Origin of the sequence: Bacillus sp. T17B1, assembly GCF_026796395.1 — a bacterium.
Lineage (GTDB): Bacteria > Bacillota > Bacilli > Bacillales > Bacillaceae > Bacillus > Bacillus spizizenii_A.
In genome coordinates, this window is sequence record NZ_JALAYA010000007.1 from 26,544 (window position 1) to 43,754 (window position 17,211).

A 17,211-nucleotide genomic window follows, 5' to 3' on the forward strand; every position below is an offset into this window, starting at 1 on the left:
AAGTGATCAAGCATGTCAAAAATAGTTGTATTAGCTGAAAAACCTTCAGTCGGCCGGGATTTGGCCCGGGTGCTGAAGTGCCATAAAAAAGGAAACGGTTATCTTGAAGGCGATCAATATATTGTTACATGGGCTTTGGGCCATTTGGTGACACTTGCTGATCCGGAAGGCTACGGAAAAGAATTTCAATCATGGCGTCTGGAGGATCTGCCGATTATCCCAGAACCCTTAAAGCTTGTTGTGATTAAGAAAACCGGGAAACAGTTCAATGCGGTCAAATCCCAGCTTACCCGTAAAGACGTCAATCAGATTGTCATCGCGACTGACGCAGGCCGGGAAGGAGAGCTTGTAGCGCGCTGGATTATTGAAAAAGCGAATGTCCGCAAGCCGATCAAGCGGCTGTGGATTTCTTCTGTGACAGATAAAGCGATCAAAGAAGGCTTTCAAAAGCTGCGCAGCGGCAAAGAATATGAAAACCTGTACCATTCTGCCGTCGCCAGAGCGGAAGCGGATTGGATTGTGGGGATCAACGCGACCCGTGCACTGACCACAAAATTCAACGCCCAGCTCTCATGCGGCCGTGTGCAGACACCGACGCTTGCCATGATTGCAAAGCGGGAGGCGGACATTCAAGCGTTTACGCCGGTTCCTTATTACGGCATCCGCGCTGCGGTCGATGGCATGACGCTGACGTGGCAGGATAAAAAATCAAAGCAGACGAGAACATTCAATCAAGACGTAACAAGCCGTTTGCTAAAAGACCTCGAAGGAAAGCAAGCGGTTATTGCTGAGCTGAAAAAAACAGCAAAAAAAAGCTTTGCACCTGCGCTTTATGATTTAACGGAGCTTCAGCGTGACGCCCACAAGCGCTTCGGATTTTCAGCCAAAGAAACGCTTTCTGTGCTGCAGAAGCTGTACGAGCAGCATAAGCTTGTCACATATCCGCGGACGGACTCAAGATTTTTATCCAGTGACATCGTCCCGACGTTAAAAGACCGTCTGGAAGGCATGGAAGTAAAACCGTATGCCCAATATGTCAGCCAAATTAAAAAACGCGGCATCAAATCTCATAAAGGGTATGTCAATGACGCGAAGGTATCAGACCACCACGCGATTATTCCGACCGAAGAGCCGCTTGTTCTCAGCAGTCTGAGCGATAAAGAACGAAAGCTGTATGACCTGATTGCGAAACGTTTCCTTGCTGTTTTAATGCCTGCATTCGAATATGAGGAAACAAAGGTCATCGCAGAAATCGGCGGAGAAACCTTTACGGCGAAAGGCAAAACCGTGCAGTCACAAGGGTGGAAAGCTGTTTATGACATGGCAGATGAGGATGACGAGCAGGAGGATGACAGAGACCAGACACTCCCTAAACTTCAAAAAGGCGACACACTTGCCGTCAGCATGTTAACTGAAACAAACGGCCAAACGAAGCCGCCTGCCCGCTTTAACGAAGGGACCCTGCTGTCAGCGATGGAAAACCCAAGCGCCTTTATGCAGGGAGAAGAAAAAGGCCTCGTCAAAACGCTTGGTGAAACAGGTGGCCTCGGCACGGTGGCAACACGTGCCGACATTATTGAAAAACTGTTCAACAGCTTTTTAATCGAGAAAAAAGACAAGGATATTTTTATCACTTCTAAAGGAAAACAGCTCCTGCAGCTTGTTCCAGAGGATCTGAAATCACCGGCCTTAACGGCAGAATGGGAGCAAAAGCTGTCTGCGATCGCTGCTGGCAAATTAAAATCATCTGTCTTTATTAAAGACATGAAGGCTTATGCTAACCAAACAGTACAAGAAATCAAAAACAGCAGCCAAACCTTCAGACACGACAACATGACGGGCACGGCATGTCCGGAATGCGGCAAAATGATGCTGAAGGTAAACGGCAAACGCGGCACGATGCTTGTGTGCCAAGACCGTGAATGCGGAAGCAGAAAAACGATTTCCCGAAAAACAAACGCGCGCTGCCCGAACTGCCATAAAAAAATGGAGCTTCGCGGGCAAGGTGAGGGCCAGACCTTTGCGTGTGTATGCGGACACCGTGAGAAACTTTCCGTATTTGAAAAACGAAAAAACAAAGATAAAGGGCGCGCTTCCAAACGGGACGTTTCCTCTTATATGAAAAAACAAAATAATAAAGATGAGCCGATTAACAACGCCCTGGCAGAACAGCTAAAGAAACTCGGTTTGGATAAATAATAGAAAAACCTGTGCATATTGCACAGGTTTTTATATTGGACTTAGGTCCTGTTTTTTAAATGTTCAAAAAAGGGGATAAAAGCTAGCAATTTGCATTTTTTTCTTTTATAGTAAGTGTACTTTGTAACATGGCAGTCATATTTTCGTCTATATATATTTGTGAGCGTCTGATTCGCTTCAGGCGACAAAGGGGGATTTGCCTGTGAGGCATGTATTATTTGCTGTCATCTTATTCTTCTTATCTATCGGACTTTCCGCAGGGTGCGCTGAAGATGGAAACAAAACCCAAAATCAATCGGCGGCCGAAATGAATGCCGGCCCGCTCCAGCCGGCGGAGTATTTCATCTATCACAATCTAATGAATGACCAAGGGTTCATCAAAACCGACTTTTCAGACCAGCCTTCATATCTATCAGAATCTCTTGGACTGTGGATGGAGTTTCTGATCAGCAAAAATGACGCTGCGCATTTTGAAGAGCAATATCAGCACCTGACTAATTCATTTCTGATGAGCAATCACTTGGTGACGTGGAAGATTCAAAACAGCCAAGCGAGCGGGACGAATGCGCTAATAGATGATATGAGAATTATGCTGTCTCTTGACCAAGCCGCCGCAAAATGGGGCCGCAGCGACTACGCGCAAACGGCCCGGGATATCGGCACAGCTTTGAGGACATACAATATGAACAACGGGTTATTTACAGACTTTTACGACTCACAGGCCGCCTCTAAGGTTGTGACGATTTCATACGTCATGCCTGATGCATTAGCTGTCTTAAAGAAAAATGGAATCATAGACGAAGAAGCGGAACAACGAAATGCCAATGTTCTCTATTCAGCGCCTTTAAAAAATGGCTTTTTGCCGAAAACATACAACTCTGTCACGAATGAATACACGTATGATAGTGACATCAACCTGATTGATCAGGTGTACGCTGCTTGGCATTTGCAGGAAGGGAATGAAAATGCGGCTGTTCTAGCGAACTGGATTAAGCAGGAATTTCAGGCAAACGGAAAGTTGTACGGACGATATTCGGCAGATACGAAGGAGCCTGCCGTCCAATATGAATCGCCATCCGTTTACGCATTAGCCGTATTATTTTTAACGAAACAGCATGGAGACAGCTCTGTCATCAAACACATATATGACAGAATGAATGACTTTGAAATTCTTGATCCGGTGAAAACGTATTATGGAGGTTATATGAGCGGCACCCAGACGCATTCTTTTGACATTCTGCTGCCACTGTTAGCTGAAAGGAAGCTTTTTAATGAAAATATCATTCAGTGAATCACATACATTATTTGCTTATATTTCAGGGCTCATCGCAGCCCTGTCACTGTTTATTTATTATGTGCCGGCCCAGCAATCTGAAGGCGCTCTGATTCTTTGCATCACGTTTGTCGTCATCGCCGCAGGCATCTGGTTCGGCCCGATTTACGCGCTGGCAGTGACCTTAATCGTACTCTTTGTTATCGGCACGCTCATGATGTTTTTCCAGACCGGACAGGCTGCGTTGTTTCCGGCTGAGGAAGGGCTGCGAATGCTTGTCGTGTGGGGAATCGCACTTTTGCTTTTTTCTTTTATCGCAGGAAGAATCCACGATATTACAGCAGAGCTTCGGCGCTCAGTGACACGGCTTCAATCCGAAATCAAAAGCTTTGTCGCTGTGGACAGAGTGACCGGCTTTGATAACAAGCAGAGGATGAAGCTGGAACTTTCAGAAGAAATCAAACGGGCGGAGCGCTACGGCAATTCTTTCGTGTTTTTGCTGCTGCATATGCACTATTTCAAAGAGTTTAAGTCTTTGTACGGCGAAAAAGAAACAGACCGTCTCTTCCAATATGTCAGCCAGCAAATCAGGTCTAGCGTCAGGGAAACGGATAAGAAATTCCGCCCCTCTGACGAGCGTATCGGAATTGTGCTGACGCACACGCCTGCTGAACATATGCCGGCCGTCCTGACAAAGCTAAAAAGACAATTGGACACGTATCAGCTTGCAAACGGAAAGTATGTGTCGCTCACGTTCCACGTCTGCTATTTGCCTTACCGCAACGATATCCAAACAGTTGATCAATTTTTAGAAGAACTGGAAGACGAGATGATGATGAATGAACTATAAAGGAATCAAGCTGCTCTGCGTCACAATGCTTCTGCTTTCAGCCAGTGCATCTTTTCCCGTTTCTGCACAAGCGAAGGAGCAGGATGCTGGCATCCTCATTATCTATTCAACCTTAGACGGCAAAGAGTCGTCTCAAGTCAAAATGCTGGATTTGCTTGCGGGCCACTTTACTTCTCATGTGACAGTCAAAAATGATTCGGATGTTGGAGCGTCCGATTTCAAAGGCAAAGACCATGTGATATATTACGGCCAAACAAAAAGAAAGATCAGCAAAAAACTGGTGTCTCTTATCGGCAGCATAAAGGAACCAGTTGTCGCGATCGGCTATAATGCAGGACAAATCAGCCAATTTGCCGGGCTTTCATTAGCCCGAAAAGAAAATGTGTTTCAGGTCCACAACAGGTCGGAAAAGTCCGATATGTCACTGGAGAGCGGGCTTAACGTGCTGAGCGTATCAGGCCTGAAAGGAAAGGCGCTCTATACCTTTAAAGCCAGTGACGGCAAAACGCATTCTTTTATATGGAAAACAAAAAAAGACAATGTGTACATTGGATTAACAAATTTGTTAAATGACAATTTGATCGTGGCGAAACAGCTCAGAGAAGCTTTCGGAGAGAAGGCGGGGACAACGCTATTGTATTTGCGTCTCGAGGATATCAGCCCGATGTCTGATGAAAAATTACTGCTTCAAGCCGGTACATATCTGCATAAGAGGCATGTTCCTTTTATTTTGGCAGTGATTCCTGTTTATTTGAATCCGGAAACAGGCGATAAAGTGTATTTGTCTGATAAACCGAAGATGGTCAAGGTGCTGAAAAAGCTGCAAAGCATGGGCGGCAGCATCATTGTTCACGGATACACACACGCCTATCGCCACAGTGAAACAGGAGAGGGCTTTGAATTCTGGGATGCAAAGGCGGATCAGCCGATCACTTCAGAAAAGGCCGATGACACCCCGTCCATTTTGGCAAAGGAACAGGCTTTTCCGAATGAACAAGCCTATAAGAGCTATTTGAAGCCGTTTCAGGAAAAGGAAGAAATGTATACAAAGCAAAAACTGACCCGCGCCATTGAGGATTTAACATCATCGGGTCTCTACCCGCTCGCATTTGAAGCGCCGCATTATACGATGTCCGAATATGGCTATCAAATCGCCTCGCAGTATTTTACAAGCATATTCGGCCAGGTTCAGCTCAGCAGCAAAACGTGGAAAACATCCGGTGCACCCCCGTTTGTGAGTGCTCCTTCGATGCTGCACGGCATGACGCTGTATCCGGAAACGATCGGTTTTGTCGATACTTCAAAGCAAAACCCGCTCGGCAATATGGAGGAGCACATCTCCCAGATGGTTGATTTTGAAGGCGGAGTAGCCGGAGGATTTTATCACCCGTATCTCGGGATGACATATCTGCCAGAGCTGGTTGATCAAATGGAACGCATTCCGGACAGTGAATGGCTTGATTTAAAGAAAACAAAACAAACCGTCAAAACAGACAAAGTGGACATTCACACAAGCGGTGACGGAACGATTCAGGTGAAAAACGGCGTAAGCGCCATTGACGAGTTTTTCGATCATCATCGGCAAACCCCTCTGGAAAAGGCGTTATGGATTCTCTCCGCAATCGTGCTCTTATATGTCATCATGTTTGTCAGTTATACGTTTTACTTGAGAGCCACATTGAAAAAACGAATTTTTAAGGAGAGAAGAAGCCTTGGGTAATACGCTGTTCTTTATCTCACTAAGTTTAATATGGGTCATGCTTCTCTACCACATGTTTCTCATGCAGGGCGGATTTCGCCACTATATGACCTTCGAACGGAACATCCCGAAGTGGAGAGAAAACATGAAGGAGCTGCCAAAGGTCAGTGTTCTCATCCCGGCGCATAACGAAGAGGTTGTGATTCGGCAGACGCTGAAGGCGATGGTCAACCTTTATTATCCGAAGGATCGGCTGGAGATTATCGTCGTTAATGATAATTCATCTGACCGGACCGGTGATATCGTCAATGAATTTTCCGAGAAATACGATTTTATCAAAATGGTGATGACAAAACCGCCTAACGCCGGAAAAGGCAAATCCTCTGCACTGAACTCTGGTCTTGCCGAATCGAACGGCGATGTGATCTGTGTATATGATGCAGACAACACACCTGAGAAAATGGCCGTATATTACCTCGTGCTTGGCCTGATGAATGACAAAAAGGCAGGTGCCGTGGTTGGGAAATTCCGTGTCATCAATGCTGCAAAGACGCTGCTGACGAAGTTTATTAATATCGAAACGATCTGTTTTCAGTGGATGGCGCAGGGGGGCAGATGGAAGTGGTTTAAAATCGCCACCATTCCAGGCACCAACTTCGCGATCCGCAGAAGCATTATCGAAAAGCTCGGGGGCTGGGATGACAAGGCACTCGCTGAGGATACTGAGCTGACGATCCGGGTGTATAATCTCGGTTATCACATCCGCTTTTTTCCGGCCGCCATCACCTGGGAGCAGGAACCGGAAACGTGGAAGGTGTGGTGGCGCCAGCGCACCAGATGGGCGCGCGGCAATCAATATGTCGTGCTGAAATTTTTGGCGCAATTTTTCAAGCTGAAACGAAAACGGATAATCTTTGATTTGTTTTATTTTTTCTTTACGTATTTTCTGTTTTTCTTTGGCGTGATCATGTCAAATACGATATTCGTAGTGAATCTGTTTTATGATTTGCATTTGTCGGTTGGATTTTTGGCAATGATTCTTTGGATTTTAGCTTTCTTCTTATTTATGACAGAGGTCATGATTACGTTGAGCATTGAAAAAACAGAAATGAACAGGCAAAACTTTTTTATCGTATTTCTCATGTACTTTACATACTCGCAGGCATGGATTGTGCTGGTCATCTATTCTTTATTCGTAGAAATCAAGCACCGTTTATTCAAGCAGGAGGTCAAATGGTACAAAACAGAACGATACAATCAACATAAAAGCGGGTGACCTTTTTGAAACAAATAATGATTTTTCTCACAAGCCTCATGCTCATGGCGATGACTGGACCAGCGGCATTTGCCAAAGAGGTGGAGGTCAGCGGTTCGCTCCTCGGAAAAAACAGCCAAGAACAAGCTAAACAGCAGATGCTGACAAGCGACCTGATTACACTATACGGATCAAAAGACAGCGCGGAGCTGACATATCAGATCCCGGCAGGCGCCTCTTCCGGCAACCAGCAATTGGTGATTGAATACGAGGCATCAAATCTTTTAATTTCTCCATCGTCGTTAACGGCTGTCATTGACGGTGAACCGGTCAAAACGGTAAAGCTTGATGGTGATTCGAAACGGAAAACAGTAAAGCTGAACCTGAATAAAAGCCAGTCTGCCCAAGGCTATCACAACGTATCGCTGACATTTTACGGTGTCATGAAAGAGGGCGTCTGCGTCAGACAGGATACGTCCGGAAACTGGATCAAAATTTATCCGGACAGCCGCCTGACGCTGGCGGACAGCAGTGAAGCGAAGGGAACGTCGCTGGACCATTATCCATATCCTTTCGCCCAATCGGAAAATACAGCGGAAGAAACCGCCATTGTCATTCCGGATGACCCAAGTTCGGCGGAAATTGAAGCTGCAGTAAAAACAGAAGGCTATTTGAAAACGGTGGACAGCAGTGTCAGCATGTCGTATGTAACGGAATCTGAACTGAAGAAAATCGACAAGCCGACGATTTTCATCGGTGTGGACAAGCATTGGAACGGCAAGGTGAAAATGCTGATGAAACAAGCCGGCATACAGGCAAAAGGAGAAAAGCTCCTGCTTGCGGAGCGGGTGCTGAAAGCAGAGGGCAAGCGGCAGCCGGTTCTGTTTGCTCAAGCCGCGTCCGATGACGTGCTCACTGAAAAAATCAGTGTCATCACGGATCAGACTTATACAGGCCAGCTCAGCGGTGATACACTCTCAATCAGCAAGCTTAAGAAGGCTGAAAAAAAAGAAAGCAATAAGCTGACTCTCGAGAATTTTGGAGCGGATGATATCACCATTGGATCTGACAAAACTTCCTCTGCACATTACTTTTATCCAGTTTCGGCTGTTTTAGACCAAAACCAATCTGCAAAGCTGTCGCTCAAGCTGAAGAAGTCCGAAACGATTCAAGCCTTAACAGCGGAAAACGAATCGGTTTCTCAGGCGGCAGAACTGAAGATCATGATCAACGGCCAGCCGCACTCGGTCGGACTTGATCAATTGGGAAAAGAAGATAAAAATGGATTCTATCATGTTATGGTCAAAGTGGACCCTAAGCTGCTGCAAAAAAACCGCTACATTGATATTCAGTTCGTTACGACTGGGCTAAAGGAAAACAATCCCTGCAACACGATTGATGAAGGCAAGTGGGTCTTTATTGATAAAAGCAGTACATTGACTTACGCCATAAAAGGCATGTCTCCGTCAGCAGATTTTAAAGAGTGGCCGCTTCCTTACGCCGGACATCAGGAACAGACAACGCTGATTATGCTTCCTGATAACGTAAGCCAATCGAAGCTTAAGGAGCTTACTCTCGTAACGGAGTCCTTTGGCAGCGAAGCGCAGCATTCATATACGGTCAAGAAATCATCTGACGTAACAGCAAATGATGCCAAAGGACGGAACCTCATTTTCATAGGGGGTATCAATCAATTTCCTCTCCTGAACGAGAAATCATCAGATCTGCTTGTTCCGCAAGCGAAGAACGGCTCATTTGATGTATCAGGTTTTGAGATGCTGAATGAGACGACAAAACAAGTGGCATTTACCCAAGCATCTCTTTGGGATTCACGCTACACAATGGCCATCTTTGCACCGTCAACAGGAACTGGCTCGGCTGTCACGAAAGAGATCATTAATTATTTGACCAGCACCGATGTCTTATCAACCGTCGTGAATGAAACAAACAGCCAGCAGGTGTTTACAAATCACCAGCAGCTTAAATCAGAAGCAAACAGTTCCAGCGCAGACCAGCCATCACAGGATCATAACCAGAAATGGCTGTATATTGGTGTGCTGGCACTTATTATGTTGATTGCGGCAGTGTTCATTTGGGTTGCCGTAAGACGAAGAAAAAGAAAGACAGACAGAGAATAAAACAGAGGCAATCTAGCCTCTGTTTTTTTATTTTCGAAATGTAAATTCCATTTGTGGAACAATCAGAGTGCGTCTCGCCACGCTTTACTTCTCTTACAGAAGTTTTCCGTCAAGGTGCTGTTTATGACGAAAAATGCTGGCACACCATTCTTCACAACCAATCAGCCTTCCTCCTCAGAGTCTGGCTGTTCTGGAAAAAGGACATACTGGTTGCCGCGCTGCCGTATCATTTTAAAAAGTAAAGCTCTAGGACCAAGGGAAGACCTTGGTCTTTTTTTGCGGGAAAAGGAGAAATGCAATGTTTACACAAGGTGCATTTGTGATCGTGTTGAACGAAAATCAACAAATTCTGCTGGTTAAACGTAAGGATGTCCCTTTATGGGATCTGCCGGGCGGCAGGGTCGATCCAGGGGAAACTGTTGAGGAAACGGCAGTTCGGGAGATATTGGAAGAAACGGGATACAGCGCAGCGCTTTCTGTGAAAATAGGTGTCTACCAAAGGCCAAAGTTTCAAGATGAGCAGCATGTATTTGCTGGACACATAACAGGCGGACAAGCGATAGCGAACGGGATGGAAACAGCGCGATTGAAGTGGTTTTCTCCGCTGCGCTTGCCGATTCTTATGGTGCCGAACCGAAAAAGGCAAATCAAAGATTTTGTTAATGGCGCTTTAGATACAACCATCACCCTCAAGGACAGAGGTATGGTTGCGGCGATTGACCTGTTGAAAAGAAGACTGGGCAAGTGATAAAGATCTCCGTGTTTTAAAGCTATTCTCCAGTGGTATTGAAAAAAGGAAAAAGGAGGATACGGCATGGCACATAAAACGGCAGGACAAGCAATGACAGAACTGCTTGAACAATGGGGAGTTGATCATATTTATGGCATTCCCGGAGACAGTATAAATGAGTTTATCGAAGAATTGAGACACGAAAGAAATCAATTGAAATTCATTCAAACCCGCCATGAAGAGGTGGCGGCGCTGGCGGCCGCGGCTGAGGCAAAACTCACCGGCAAGATCGGCGTCTGCCTGTCAATTGCAGGGCCGGGAGCAGTGCACTTATTAAATGGTTTATATGATGCAAAAGCGGACGGCGCCCCTGTGCTGGCAATTGCAGGACAGGTTTCATCAGGCGAAGTCGGACGGGATTATTTTCAGGAGATCAAGCTTGAGCAAATGTTTGAAGACGTGGCTGTGTTCAACAGAGAAGTACATAGTGCGGAATCACTGCCAGATCTCTTGAATCAGGCGATCCGCACCGCCTACAGCAAAAAAGGCGTTGCGGTATTAAACGTGTCTGATGATTTGTTTGCGGAGAAAATTAAACGTGAGCCCGTGCACACCTCACCAGTGTATATTAAAGGGAACCTTGAACCGAAAAAAGAACAGCTTGTCACTTGCGCGCAATATATAAATAACGCTAAGAAGCCGATTATCTTGGCGGGACAGGGAATGAAAAAGGCGAAACGGGAACTCCTGGAGTTTGCGGACAAAGCTGCAGCCCCGATCGTTGTCACGCTCCCGGCAAAAGGCGTGGTCCCCGATAAGCACCCGCATTTTCTCGGCAACCTTGGGCAGATCGGCACAAAGCCGGCTTACGAGGCAATGGAGGAATGTGATTTATTAATCATGCTCGGTACTTCATTCCCGTACCGCGATTATTTGCCTGATGACACGCCGGCGATCCAGCTCGATTCAGATCCGGCGAAAATTGGAAAACGCTATCCGGTAACGGCGGGACTTGTCTGTGATTCGGCTCTTGGCCTGCGCGAGTTGACGGAGTTTATTGAACGGAAGGAAGACAGAAGATTCCTGGAAGCCTGCACTGAACATATGCAGCATTGGTGGAATGAAATTGAAAAAGATGAGACTGAGGCTGAAACACCGCTCAAACCCCAGCAAGTCGTGGCACGTCTTCAGGAAGCGGCAGCCGATGATGCGGTGCTCTCTGTAGATGTCGGCACTGTAACAGTCTGGATGGCGCGTCATTTCAAAATGAACGCGAACCAGGATTTCATCGTTTCCAGCTGGCTAGCGACAATGGGCTGCGGCCTGCCGGGAGCGATCGCATCAAGCTTGGCCGAACCGGAGCGCCAGGCGATCGCTGTCTGCGGTGACGGGGGCTTTTCCATGGTCATGCAGGATCTCCCGACTGCCGTTAAATATAAGCTCCCAATTACCGTTGTCATTTTAAACAACGAAAATCTCGGCATGATTGAGTATGAGCAGCAGGTCAAAGGCAATATTGACTATGTCACCAAACTTCAAAATGTCGACTATGCCTCATTTGCAGAAAGCTGCGGAGCAAAGGGCATAAAGGTGACTAAAGCGGAAGAGCTTGCGCCTGCTTTCCATGAGGCGCTGCACTCAGATCAGCCGGTCGTCGTAGACGTCATGATCGGAAACGAACCGCCTCTGCCCGGCAAAATCACCTACGGGCAGGCAAAAGGCTTCAGCAAATATATGCTGAAAAATCTCTTCGAAAATCAAAAAATCGACATGCCGTCACTGAAGAAAAGTTTAAAACGGTTATTCTAACAAAACAGGGGCCTATTCAGACCCCTGTTTTTTAGGTGTTGGAACCAAATGATATTGAGTTATCATAGCAATATATTGAATGATAGGAGGAAAGCATGTTTGAATTCACAAAATTAGTGGTGTACTTATTGGGATCTCTAGGGATGATCTATGCAGCGTGTCAAGATGTTCGCCATGCTCAAAACGGACAAAAGGACAAATGCATCTTCTTTCAAAACAAAAAGATTAGCGCATTTGTCCTTGTATGTTTCATATGTTTATTTTTATCAAATCTTACAGCGTTCATGTCTCTATGAGTTTAGTTCTCTTTCTTCTTAAGCCCAAAAAAGAAGGGGAAAGCAGAACCAACCAAGAAGGTGCCGAATAAAAACATTCCGCCGATAAACACGTGGAAATTCGTGTGTCCGGCCGTAAACGCGGTGATCAAGGAAATGATACTGAGCACGATCATGGCAATGCCGGGCGCGACTCTCATTTTTCCTTTGGATTTATAGGCAATAACAGAACATAAGATTCCGACTACAATAGGAACAATCCATAAATAAAACAGAATAAATATTGACATGATCAAAACTCCGATTTTTTCTTCTATCATAACAAATTTCTGTCAAAAAGGGTATCAATGAGCTTTTGCGACAAATCAAAAACCGGCTGCTAAGCCGGTTTTTTTAACGAAACGTATCTACAATTAAAAATACATTCAACGCGACGATCAATACTGCGATCAGCCAAGATACCACCGTGACCCATTTGGCATTGATCAGGGCTCCCATAATCCGTTTATTGCTTGTAAACATAATAAGCGGGATTAAGGCGAAGGCGATGCCGAAGGACAGGACGACCTGGCTCATTACGAGAGCGGTTGTCGGATTGACCCCTGATGCGATAATCAAGATCGGTGGAATGATCGTGATAAAACGCCGTACATACAGCGGAATGCGGTAGTTGATAAATCCTTGCATAATCACGTCGCCTGAAAGTGTGCCGACTGACGAACTGGATAGTCCGGCAACGAGCAGTCCGATCCCGAACAAAACGGCTGACATCGGGCTGACAAGATGTCCGAATTGTTGAAACGCGACATCAAGATCCTCGACAAACAGCCCGTTTTTGAAGAATAATGCGGCAGCCACGATCAGCATGCTCGCATTAATCGCACCTGCGATCAGCATCGCTATTAAAATATCAATAAATTCAAATCTGAAGATTTTTTTGCGTTCAGTATCAGTTTTGCCGACAACCCGCCGCTGTGTAAGGGCTGAGTGTAAATAAATGGCGTGCGGCATAACCGTTGCACCGAGAATACCTGCTGCAAGAAGCACACTGTCAGTGCCTTGAAACGCCGGGACAAAAAGGCCTTTCATCACTGACACGGCATCAGGCTTTGCGAAAAAGGTCTGCAGCGCAAAGGCGATCACCACCACAAATAGCATGCCGGTAATGCCAGCTTCAAGTGAACGATATCCGCGGCGCTGAAGCTCCAATATCGCGAAAGAACCGATCGCCGCTATAATAGACGCTTCAAGCATCGGAATGCCAAACAGCAAATACAGTCCCAGAGCCGCCCCGATAAATTCCGCCAAATCAGTTGCGATAATGACCAGCTCGCCCTGAATCCATAATCCGATGGAGACGGGCTTTGGAAATTCTTCGCGGGCAACCTCAGGCAGATTTTTGCCTGTCGCGATGCCGAGTTTGGCGGATAGTGATTGGATTAAAAGCGCCATGATATTAGAAAATAAAATCACCCATAGCAACATATATCCGTATTTAGAACCCGCCGATATATTCGTTGCGAAGTTGCCGGGATCAATATAGGCGATGGCTGCTATAAATGCAGGACCCAGAAAGGGGAGCAGCCCTCTGAATCCTCTGATTTTCCCGTCAAGCGCATCTTGGACTGCTTTGGAACGGGGAGATTGTGCTGTGATGTCCTTGTTCATCATGTCTCACCTGAATTCTGATTGTTTTTGCCAAACAACAAAGAGTTTCCTTAAGGCAAATTATTTTATCTACATCATATGACCGAACCGGTTTCTTGTCAACCGAAAATGTTCAAAGTATATTCCTAAATTTTTCCCTGTTATGCAACATGATATGTAGAGAATCTGATAAAGGTCCCATAAAAAAAGACATCGTTTCTGTTCGAAACGATGCCTCCTGTATGAAATGAGACTAGGCTTCCTTACGCAGCCCGCGGAATACGAGGCTCAGCAGGAACACGAAGATGGCCGCCCCGATGATGGCTGGGAAAATAGCAAAGCCAGCGAGGCTTGGTCCCCAAGTGCCAAGAAGTCCGTGACCGATCCAAGCGCCGATCAGTCCGGCAATCATGGAACCGAAAATTCCTCCCGGCATCCGGTTGCCGACAATGGCGCTTCCGATAAGTCCAATTAAGATAGCGATAACTAATGAAACCAAAAAGCTAATCATTATATTCACCTCTCCTTAGTGATTTATATATCAATAACCGTTCCAGCCAGTCCCGAAACGTACAAAAGCATATTGGCTTATGATTCTGTTTTTATCTTTCTCTGCACACTGCCATCAGCCAAATGAACAATTACGTCTGTGCCTTTATGTTCCGCAATTTCCTTTGCCCGTTCAATCGCTTCCTTTTTCGTCTCCTTGATGTCAGATACACGTTTGGCATCCTCAGCTTTGACTGCCCAGCCATTTTTATGCTTGATGACATGCTCCGCTTTATTCATTAGCTCCGGTCTGGCGTCATCGTTTGCCTCCTCATCGCGTTCTGTCTCATTAGCATGCTTGAGGAAATCATCAATTTCTTCTTTAGAGGCGTTTTCCGCCCATTCCTTTGCTTTGCTTGTCGCAATCGGAATCGCGCGTCCGTCCTCATAACCCTCATCCATCATCGCATTAGCAATTTCAATTGCTTTTTTCCTTACCGGCTTCTCAAGATTTTTTAATGAAGCGGGATAATCCTTCATCGACCAAGGCATGTCCATCACTCCTTTTTCCTTTTATAAAAATGGTACCCGTAGGTGAAAAATAAAAACGTTTCCGAGAAAATGAAGGTATACTATATAGTAGAAAAAACGGAAGGGAAGTGCGAGTTGGGTGACAGCAGAACGAAAAGAAGACTTACATCAGCAATTAAAAGAAATAGAAAAATGGGAAAAAGCTCAGCAAAAAGTCTGGTTTTGGGAAAAGCTCAGCCGTCTCCCGTTTCAACTGCTGGACAAGCTGACGCCGGAATTCATTCAGAAAAAGATCGGGAAGCTTTTGGATGAGGTCGGCAGCTTTGTTCAAACAGGAGGACAGTATCTGACATCGGAAAAACAGATTATCAAGATGTTTCAAAAGAAACTGCCGGAAGATACCTTCGAATCACTGGAGGACATCCGAAAAGCGCCTCTGCCTGTCATGGATGAAATTGCGGAAGGAATGGGCAAAAACAGAATCAACACGGCAACCGTACAAGGTGCGGCAACGGGTGTTGGCGGTGTGTTTACGCTGGCGGCAGACATTCCGGCCGTGCTTGGTCTTTCGTTAAAAACGTTACAGGATATCGCGGTTGCTTACGGCTATGACCCAAAGGAGAAAAAAGAGCGTGTCTTCATCGTAAAATGTTTACAGCTGACATCGGCGGATGTTGTCGGCAAAAAAACGATTTTGCAAGAATTAAAAGACTATGATCAAGATCGTACATATAAGAATGTCGCTTCTCAAATCCAAGGCTGGCGCGAAGTCGTTTTAGGATATCGCGACACGTTTGGCTGGAAAAAGCTTTTTCAATTGGTGCCGGTCGCGGGAATGGTCTTTGGCGCGGCAGCCAATCGCTCAACATTAAACGACATTACTGAAACGGGCATGATGCTGTATAAAAAGCGGCGCATTCTTGAGCGGCTGAAAGAAACAGAACAAGAGCTTGAATAGAAGAAAGCAGACGGTCACCGGTTCCGCCTGCTTTTTTTAGTGGAAATACACCCAATGTGCTTTGTTTGTTTAAAAGAATGGATAGCGGGAATACAACAACCAACACCAATTAAAGGAGGAATTCAAAATGGCAGACGATAACAAAATGAGCAGAGAAGAAGCAGGTAGAAAAGGCGGAGAAACAACAAGCAAAAACCATGATAAAGAATTCTATCAAGAGATTGGTCAAAAAGGCGGAGAAGCCACTAGCAAGAACCATGACAAGGAATTCTATCAAGAAATTGGCGAAAAAGGCGGAGAAGCCACTAGCAAGAACCATGACAAAGAGTTCTATCAAGAAATCGGCGAAAAAGGCGGAGAAGCCACTAGCGAAAATCATGACAAAGAATTCTATCAAGAAATCGGCCGTAAAGGCGGAGAGGCAACAAGCAAAAATCATGATAAAGAATTCTACCAAGAAATTGGCTCAAAAGGCGGAAACGCCCGCAACAACGACTAATCAAAAGCACAAAGGCAGACAACCTGTAGATAAAAAGCGATCCGGCACATCAGCTGGATCGCTTTTTATTTTGGGAATTTTTCTCGATTAAGCCGGTATTGCGATACAATAAGTGTAAAAGGGGTTTTCGCTAATGTCCGAGATGCAAAATGTGCTCGCCATCGCCAATGAAGTCAAAGAAAAACACGCCAATTTTTTAATTTCAGAGGTCAACGATCACTGTGTGCGCCTCGCTGTGTTTACAGGAAAATATGACTGGCATCATCACCCTGACTCAGATGAATTATTCATTGTTCTTGAAGGTGAGCTGCTGATCGATTTTCAGGACAGAGAAACCGCGGTACTCAAAGCAAATGACAGCCTGCTGATCCCAAAGGGAACGATTCACCGCACGCGCTCTCACGTCAGAACGGTGAATCTCTATGTCGAGCATACACAAGCGAAAACAGTCATCATAGAGAAAGTGCCATGCTGATCAAAAGGATTGTATGTAAAGTAGACGCTGCAAACGCTGAAGCATTTGCAAAAGCGCAGTCACAGTGGGGAGCACTATCACATGTAAATGGCTTCATCAAACAGGCCGGCGGCTGGCGGAAAACAGCAGATGGGCTGTTCACCGCAGAGATCATCAGCGTTTGGGAGAACAGAGCTGCCTATGATCATTTTATGGAGAACGAACATGACGTTATCTATGAAGAAATCGGGCAAAAGGCTACGTTATCTTCAATAGAAGTGGCGCTTACTCAGGTTGATGCAGAGGGGGCCGCTTGCTTATTTGAGAACCGGAAAATTGAATACGAGCCTGGATGGACCGTGACAAAAGCGTAGTTATGGGAAGTCGTCCAAAAAAAGATGATAA

Annotated in this window: 16 protein-coding genes and 1 pseudogene; 13 read left to right on the forward strand and 4 right to left on the reverse strand. The window is 45.8% G+C overall.

Going from position 1 to position 17,211, the window contains the following annotated elements:
- Positions 1-12: 12 nt before the first annotated feature.
- The 9 genes and pseudogenes from MOF34_RS04570 (at position 13) to MOF34_RS04610 (ending at position 11,953) form a co-directional block, all read left to right on the forward strand.
- Entirely contained in the window at positions 13-2,199 is a 2,187-nt protein-coding gene (locus tag MOF34_RS04570) for a DNA topoisomerase III (protein ID WP_268398786.1), read from the forward strand.
- Between the two features lie 202 nt (positions 2,200-2,401).
- Positions 2,402-3,490: a lipoprotein YdaJ gene (locus MOF34_RS04575; protein WP_268398788.1), complete on the forward strand. Its 1,089-nt coding sequence runs from the start codon at positions 2,402-2,404 to the stop codon at positions 3,488-3,490.
- A complete protein-coding gene (locus tag MOF34_RS04580) occupies positions 3,471-4,322 on the forward strand; it encodes a diguanylate cyclase domain-containing protein (protein WP_268398790.1) in 852 nt (283 codons plus the stop codon). The genes MOF34_RS04575 and MOF34_RS04580 overlap by 20 nt, the downstream gene beginning before the upstream one ends.
- 10 nt (positions 4,323-4,332) lie before the next feature.
- Positions 4,333-6,042, forward strand: a complete 1,710-nt coding sequence (locus tag MOF34_RS04585; RefSeq protein ID WP_268398846.1) for a DUF2334 domain-containing protein — start codon at positions 4,333-4,335, stop codon at positions 6,040-6,042.
- The gene (locus MOF34_RS04590; protein WP_268398791.1) at positions 6,035-7,297 is read left to right on the forward strand and encodes a glycosyltransferase; all 1,263 of its coding nucleotides are present in this window, start codon (positions 6,035-6,037) and stop codon (positions 7,295-7,297) included. Before MOF34_RS04585 ends, MOF34_RS04590 begins: the two co-directional genes overlap by 8 nt.
- 5 nt (positions 7,298-7,302) lie before the next feature.
- The gene (locus MOF34_RS04595) at positions 7,303-9,414 is read left to right on the forward strand and encodes a cellulose biosynthesis cyclic di-GMP-binding regulatory protein BcsB (RefSeq protein WP_268398792.1); all 2,112 of its coding nucleotides are present in this window, start codon (positions 7,303-7,305) and stop codon (positions 9,412-9,414) included.
- Positions 9,415-9,510: 96 nt separating this feature from the next.
- A pseudogene (locus MOF34_RS04600) lies at positions 9,511-9,656 on the forward strand (hypothetical protein); the annotation flags it as partial.
- Between the two features lie 56 nt (positions 9,657-9,712).
- Complete coding sequence (locus MOF34_RS04605) at positions 9,713-10,162, forward strand: NUDIX domain-containing protein (RefSeq protein WP_268398793.1); 450 nt, start codon at positions 9,713-9,715, stop codon at positions 10,160-10,162.
- Positions 10,163-10,228: 66 nt separating this feature from the next.
- Positions 10,229-11,953, forward strand: a complete 1,725-nt coding sequence (locus MOF34_RS04610) for a pyruvate oxidase (RefSeq protein WP_268398794.1) — start codon at positions 10,229-10,231, stop codon at positions 11,951-11,953.
- 298 nt (positions 11,954-12,251) lie between these two features.
- Here MOF34_RS04610 and MOF34_RS04615 read toward each other — a convergent pair whose 3' ends face one another.
- The 4 genes from MOF34_RS04615 to MOF34_RS04630 form a co-directional block, all read right to left on the reverse strand.
- Complete coding sequence (locus MOF34_RS04615) at positions 12,252-12,518, reverse strand: hypothetical protein (protein ID WP_268398795.1); 267 nt, start codon at positions 12,516-12,518, stop codon at positions 12,252-12,254.
- A gap of 103 nt (positions 12,519-12,621) precedes the next feature.
- The gene (locus MOF34_RS04620) at positions 12,622-13,899 is read right to left on the reverse strand and encodes an Nramp family divalent metal transporter (protein ID WP_032728031.1); all 1,278 of its coding nucleotides are present in this window, start codon (positions 13,897-13,899) and stop codon (positions 12,622-12,624) included.
- A gap of 229 nt (positions 13,900-14,128) precedes the next feature.
- Positions 14,129-14,386 (reverse strand): GlsB/YeaQ/YmgE family stress response membrane protein, encoded by a 258-nt coding sequence (locus MOF34_RS04625; RefSeq protein ID WP_268398797.1) that lies wholly within the window; start codon positions 14,384-14,386, stop codon positions 14,129-14,131.
- A 77-nt stretch (positions 14,387-14,463) separates the two neighbouring features.
- A complete protein-coding gene (locus MOF34_RS04630; protein ID WP_268398799.1) occupies positions 14,464-14,916 on the reverse strand; it encodes a DUF2188 domain-containing protein in 453 nt (150 codons plus the stop codon).
- Between the two features lie 118 nt (positions 14,917-15,034).
- On the opposite strand from MOF34_RS04630, the gene MOF34_RS04635 reads away from it, so the two are divergent.
- The 4 genes from MOF34_RS04635 to MOF34_RS04650 all read left to right on the forward strand — a co-directional run bounded on the left by MOF34_RS04635 (position 15,035) and on the right by MOF34_RS04650 (position 17,180).
- The gene (locus MOF34_RS04635; RefSeq protein WP_268398800.1) at positions 15,035-15,853 is read left to right on the forward strand and encodes an EcsC family protein; all 819 of its coding nucleotides are present in this window, start codon (positions 15,035-15,037) and stop codon (positions 15,851-15,853) included.
- Between the two features lie 127 nt (positions 15,854-15,980).
- Positions 15,981-16,352, forward strand: coding sequence for a glucose starvation-inducible protein GsiB (gene gsiB / locus MOF34_RS04640; RefSeq protein WP_003225126.1), 372 nt, complete (start codon positions 15,981-15,983; stop codon positions 16,350-16,352).
- Between the two features lie 133 nt (positions 16,353-16,485).
- Positions 16,486-16,827: a cupin domain-containing protein gene (locus MOF34_RS04645; protein ID WP_268398801.1), complete on the forward strand. Its 342-nt coding sequence runs from the start codon at positions 16,486-16,488 to the stop codon at positions 16,825-16,827.
- Positions 16,821-17,180, forward strand: a complete 360-nt coding sequence (locus MOF34_RS04650; protein WP_311766029.1) for a YdbC family protein — start codon at positions 16,821-16,823, stop codon at positions 17,178-17,180. The genes MOF34_RS04645 and MOF34_RS04650 overlap by 7 nt, the downstream gene beginning before the upstream one ends.
- Positions 17,181-17,211 lie beyond the last annotated feature (31 nt).

Excerpts from the sequence above, each read along its gene's own strand:
- MOF34_RS04610 (WP_268398794.1), top strand. The coding sequence starts at position 10,229 with ATGGCACATAAAACGGCAGGACAAGCAATGACAGAACTGCTTGAACAA.
- MOF34_RS04630 (WP_268398799.1), bottom strand. The coding sequence starts at position 14,916 with ATGCCTTGGTCGATGAAGGATTATCCCGCTTCATTAAAAAATCTTGAG.
- MOF34_RS04570 (WP_268398786.1), top strand. The coding sequence starts at position 13 with ATGTCAAAAATAGTTGTATTAGCTGAAAAACCTTCAGTCGGCCGGGAT.
- MOF34_RS04650 (WP_311766029.1), top strand. The coding sequence starts at position 16,821 with ATGCTGATCAAAAGGATTGTATGTAAAGTAGACGCTGCAAACGCTGAA.
- MOF34_RS04605 (WP_268398793.1), top strand. The coding sequence starts at position 9,713 with ATGTTTACACAAGGTGCATTTGTGATCGTGTTGAACGAAAATCAACAA.
- gsiB (WP_003225126.1), top strand. The coding sequence starts at position 15,981 with ATGGCAGACGATAACAAAATGAGCAGAGAAGAAGCAGGTAGAAAAGGC.
- MOF34_RS04580 (WP_268398790.1), top strand. The coding sequence starts at position 3,471 with ATGAAAATATCATTCAGTGAATCACATACATTATTTGCTTATATTTCA.
- MOF34_RS04645 (WP_268398801.1), top strand. The coding sequence starts at position 16,486 with ATGTCCGAGATGCAAAATGTGCTCGCCATCGCCAATGAAGTCAAAGAA.
- MOF34_RS04615 (WP_268398795.1), bottom strand. The coding sequence starts at position 12,518 with ATGTCAATATTTATTCTGTTTTATTTATGGATTGTTCCTATTGTAGTC.
- MOF34_RS04625 (WP_268398797.1), bottom strand. The coding sequence starts at position 14,386 with ATGATTAGCTTTTTGGTTTCATTAGTTATCGCTATCTTAATTGGACTT.
- MOF34_RS04620 (WP_032728031.1), bottom strand. The coding sequence starts at position 13,899 with ATGATGAACAAGGACATCACAGCACAATCTCCCCGTTCCAAAGCAGTC.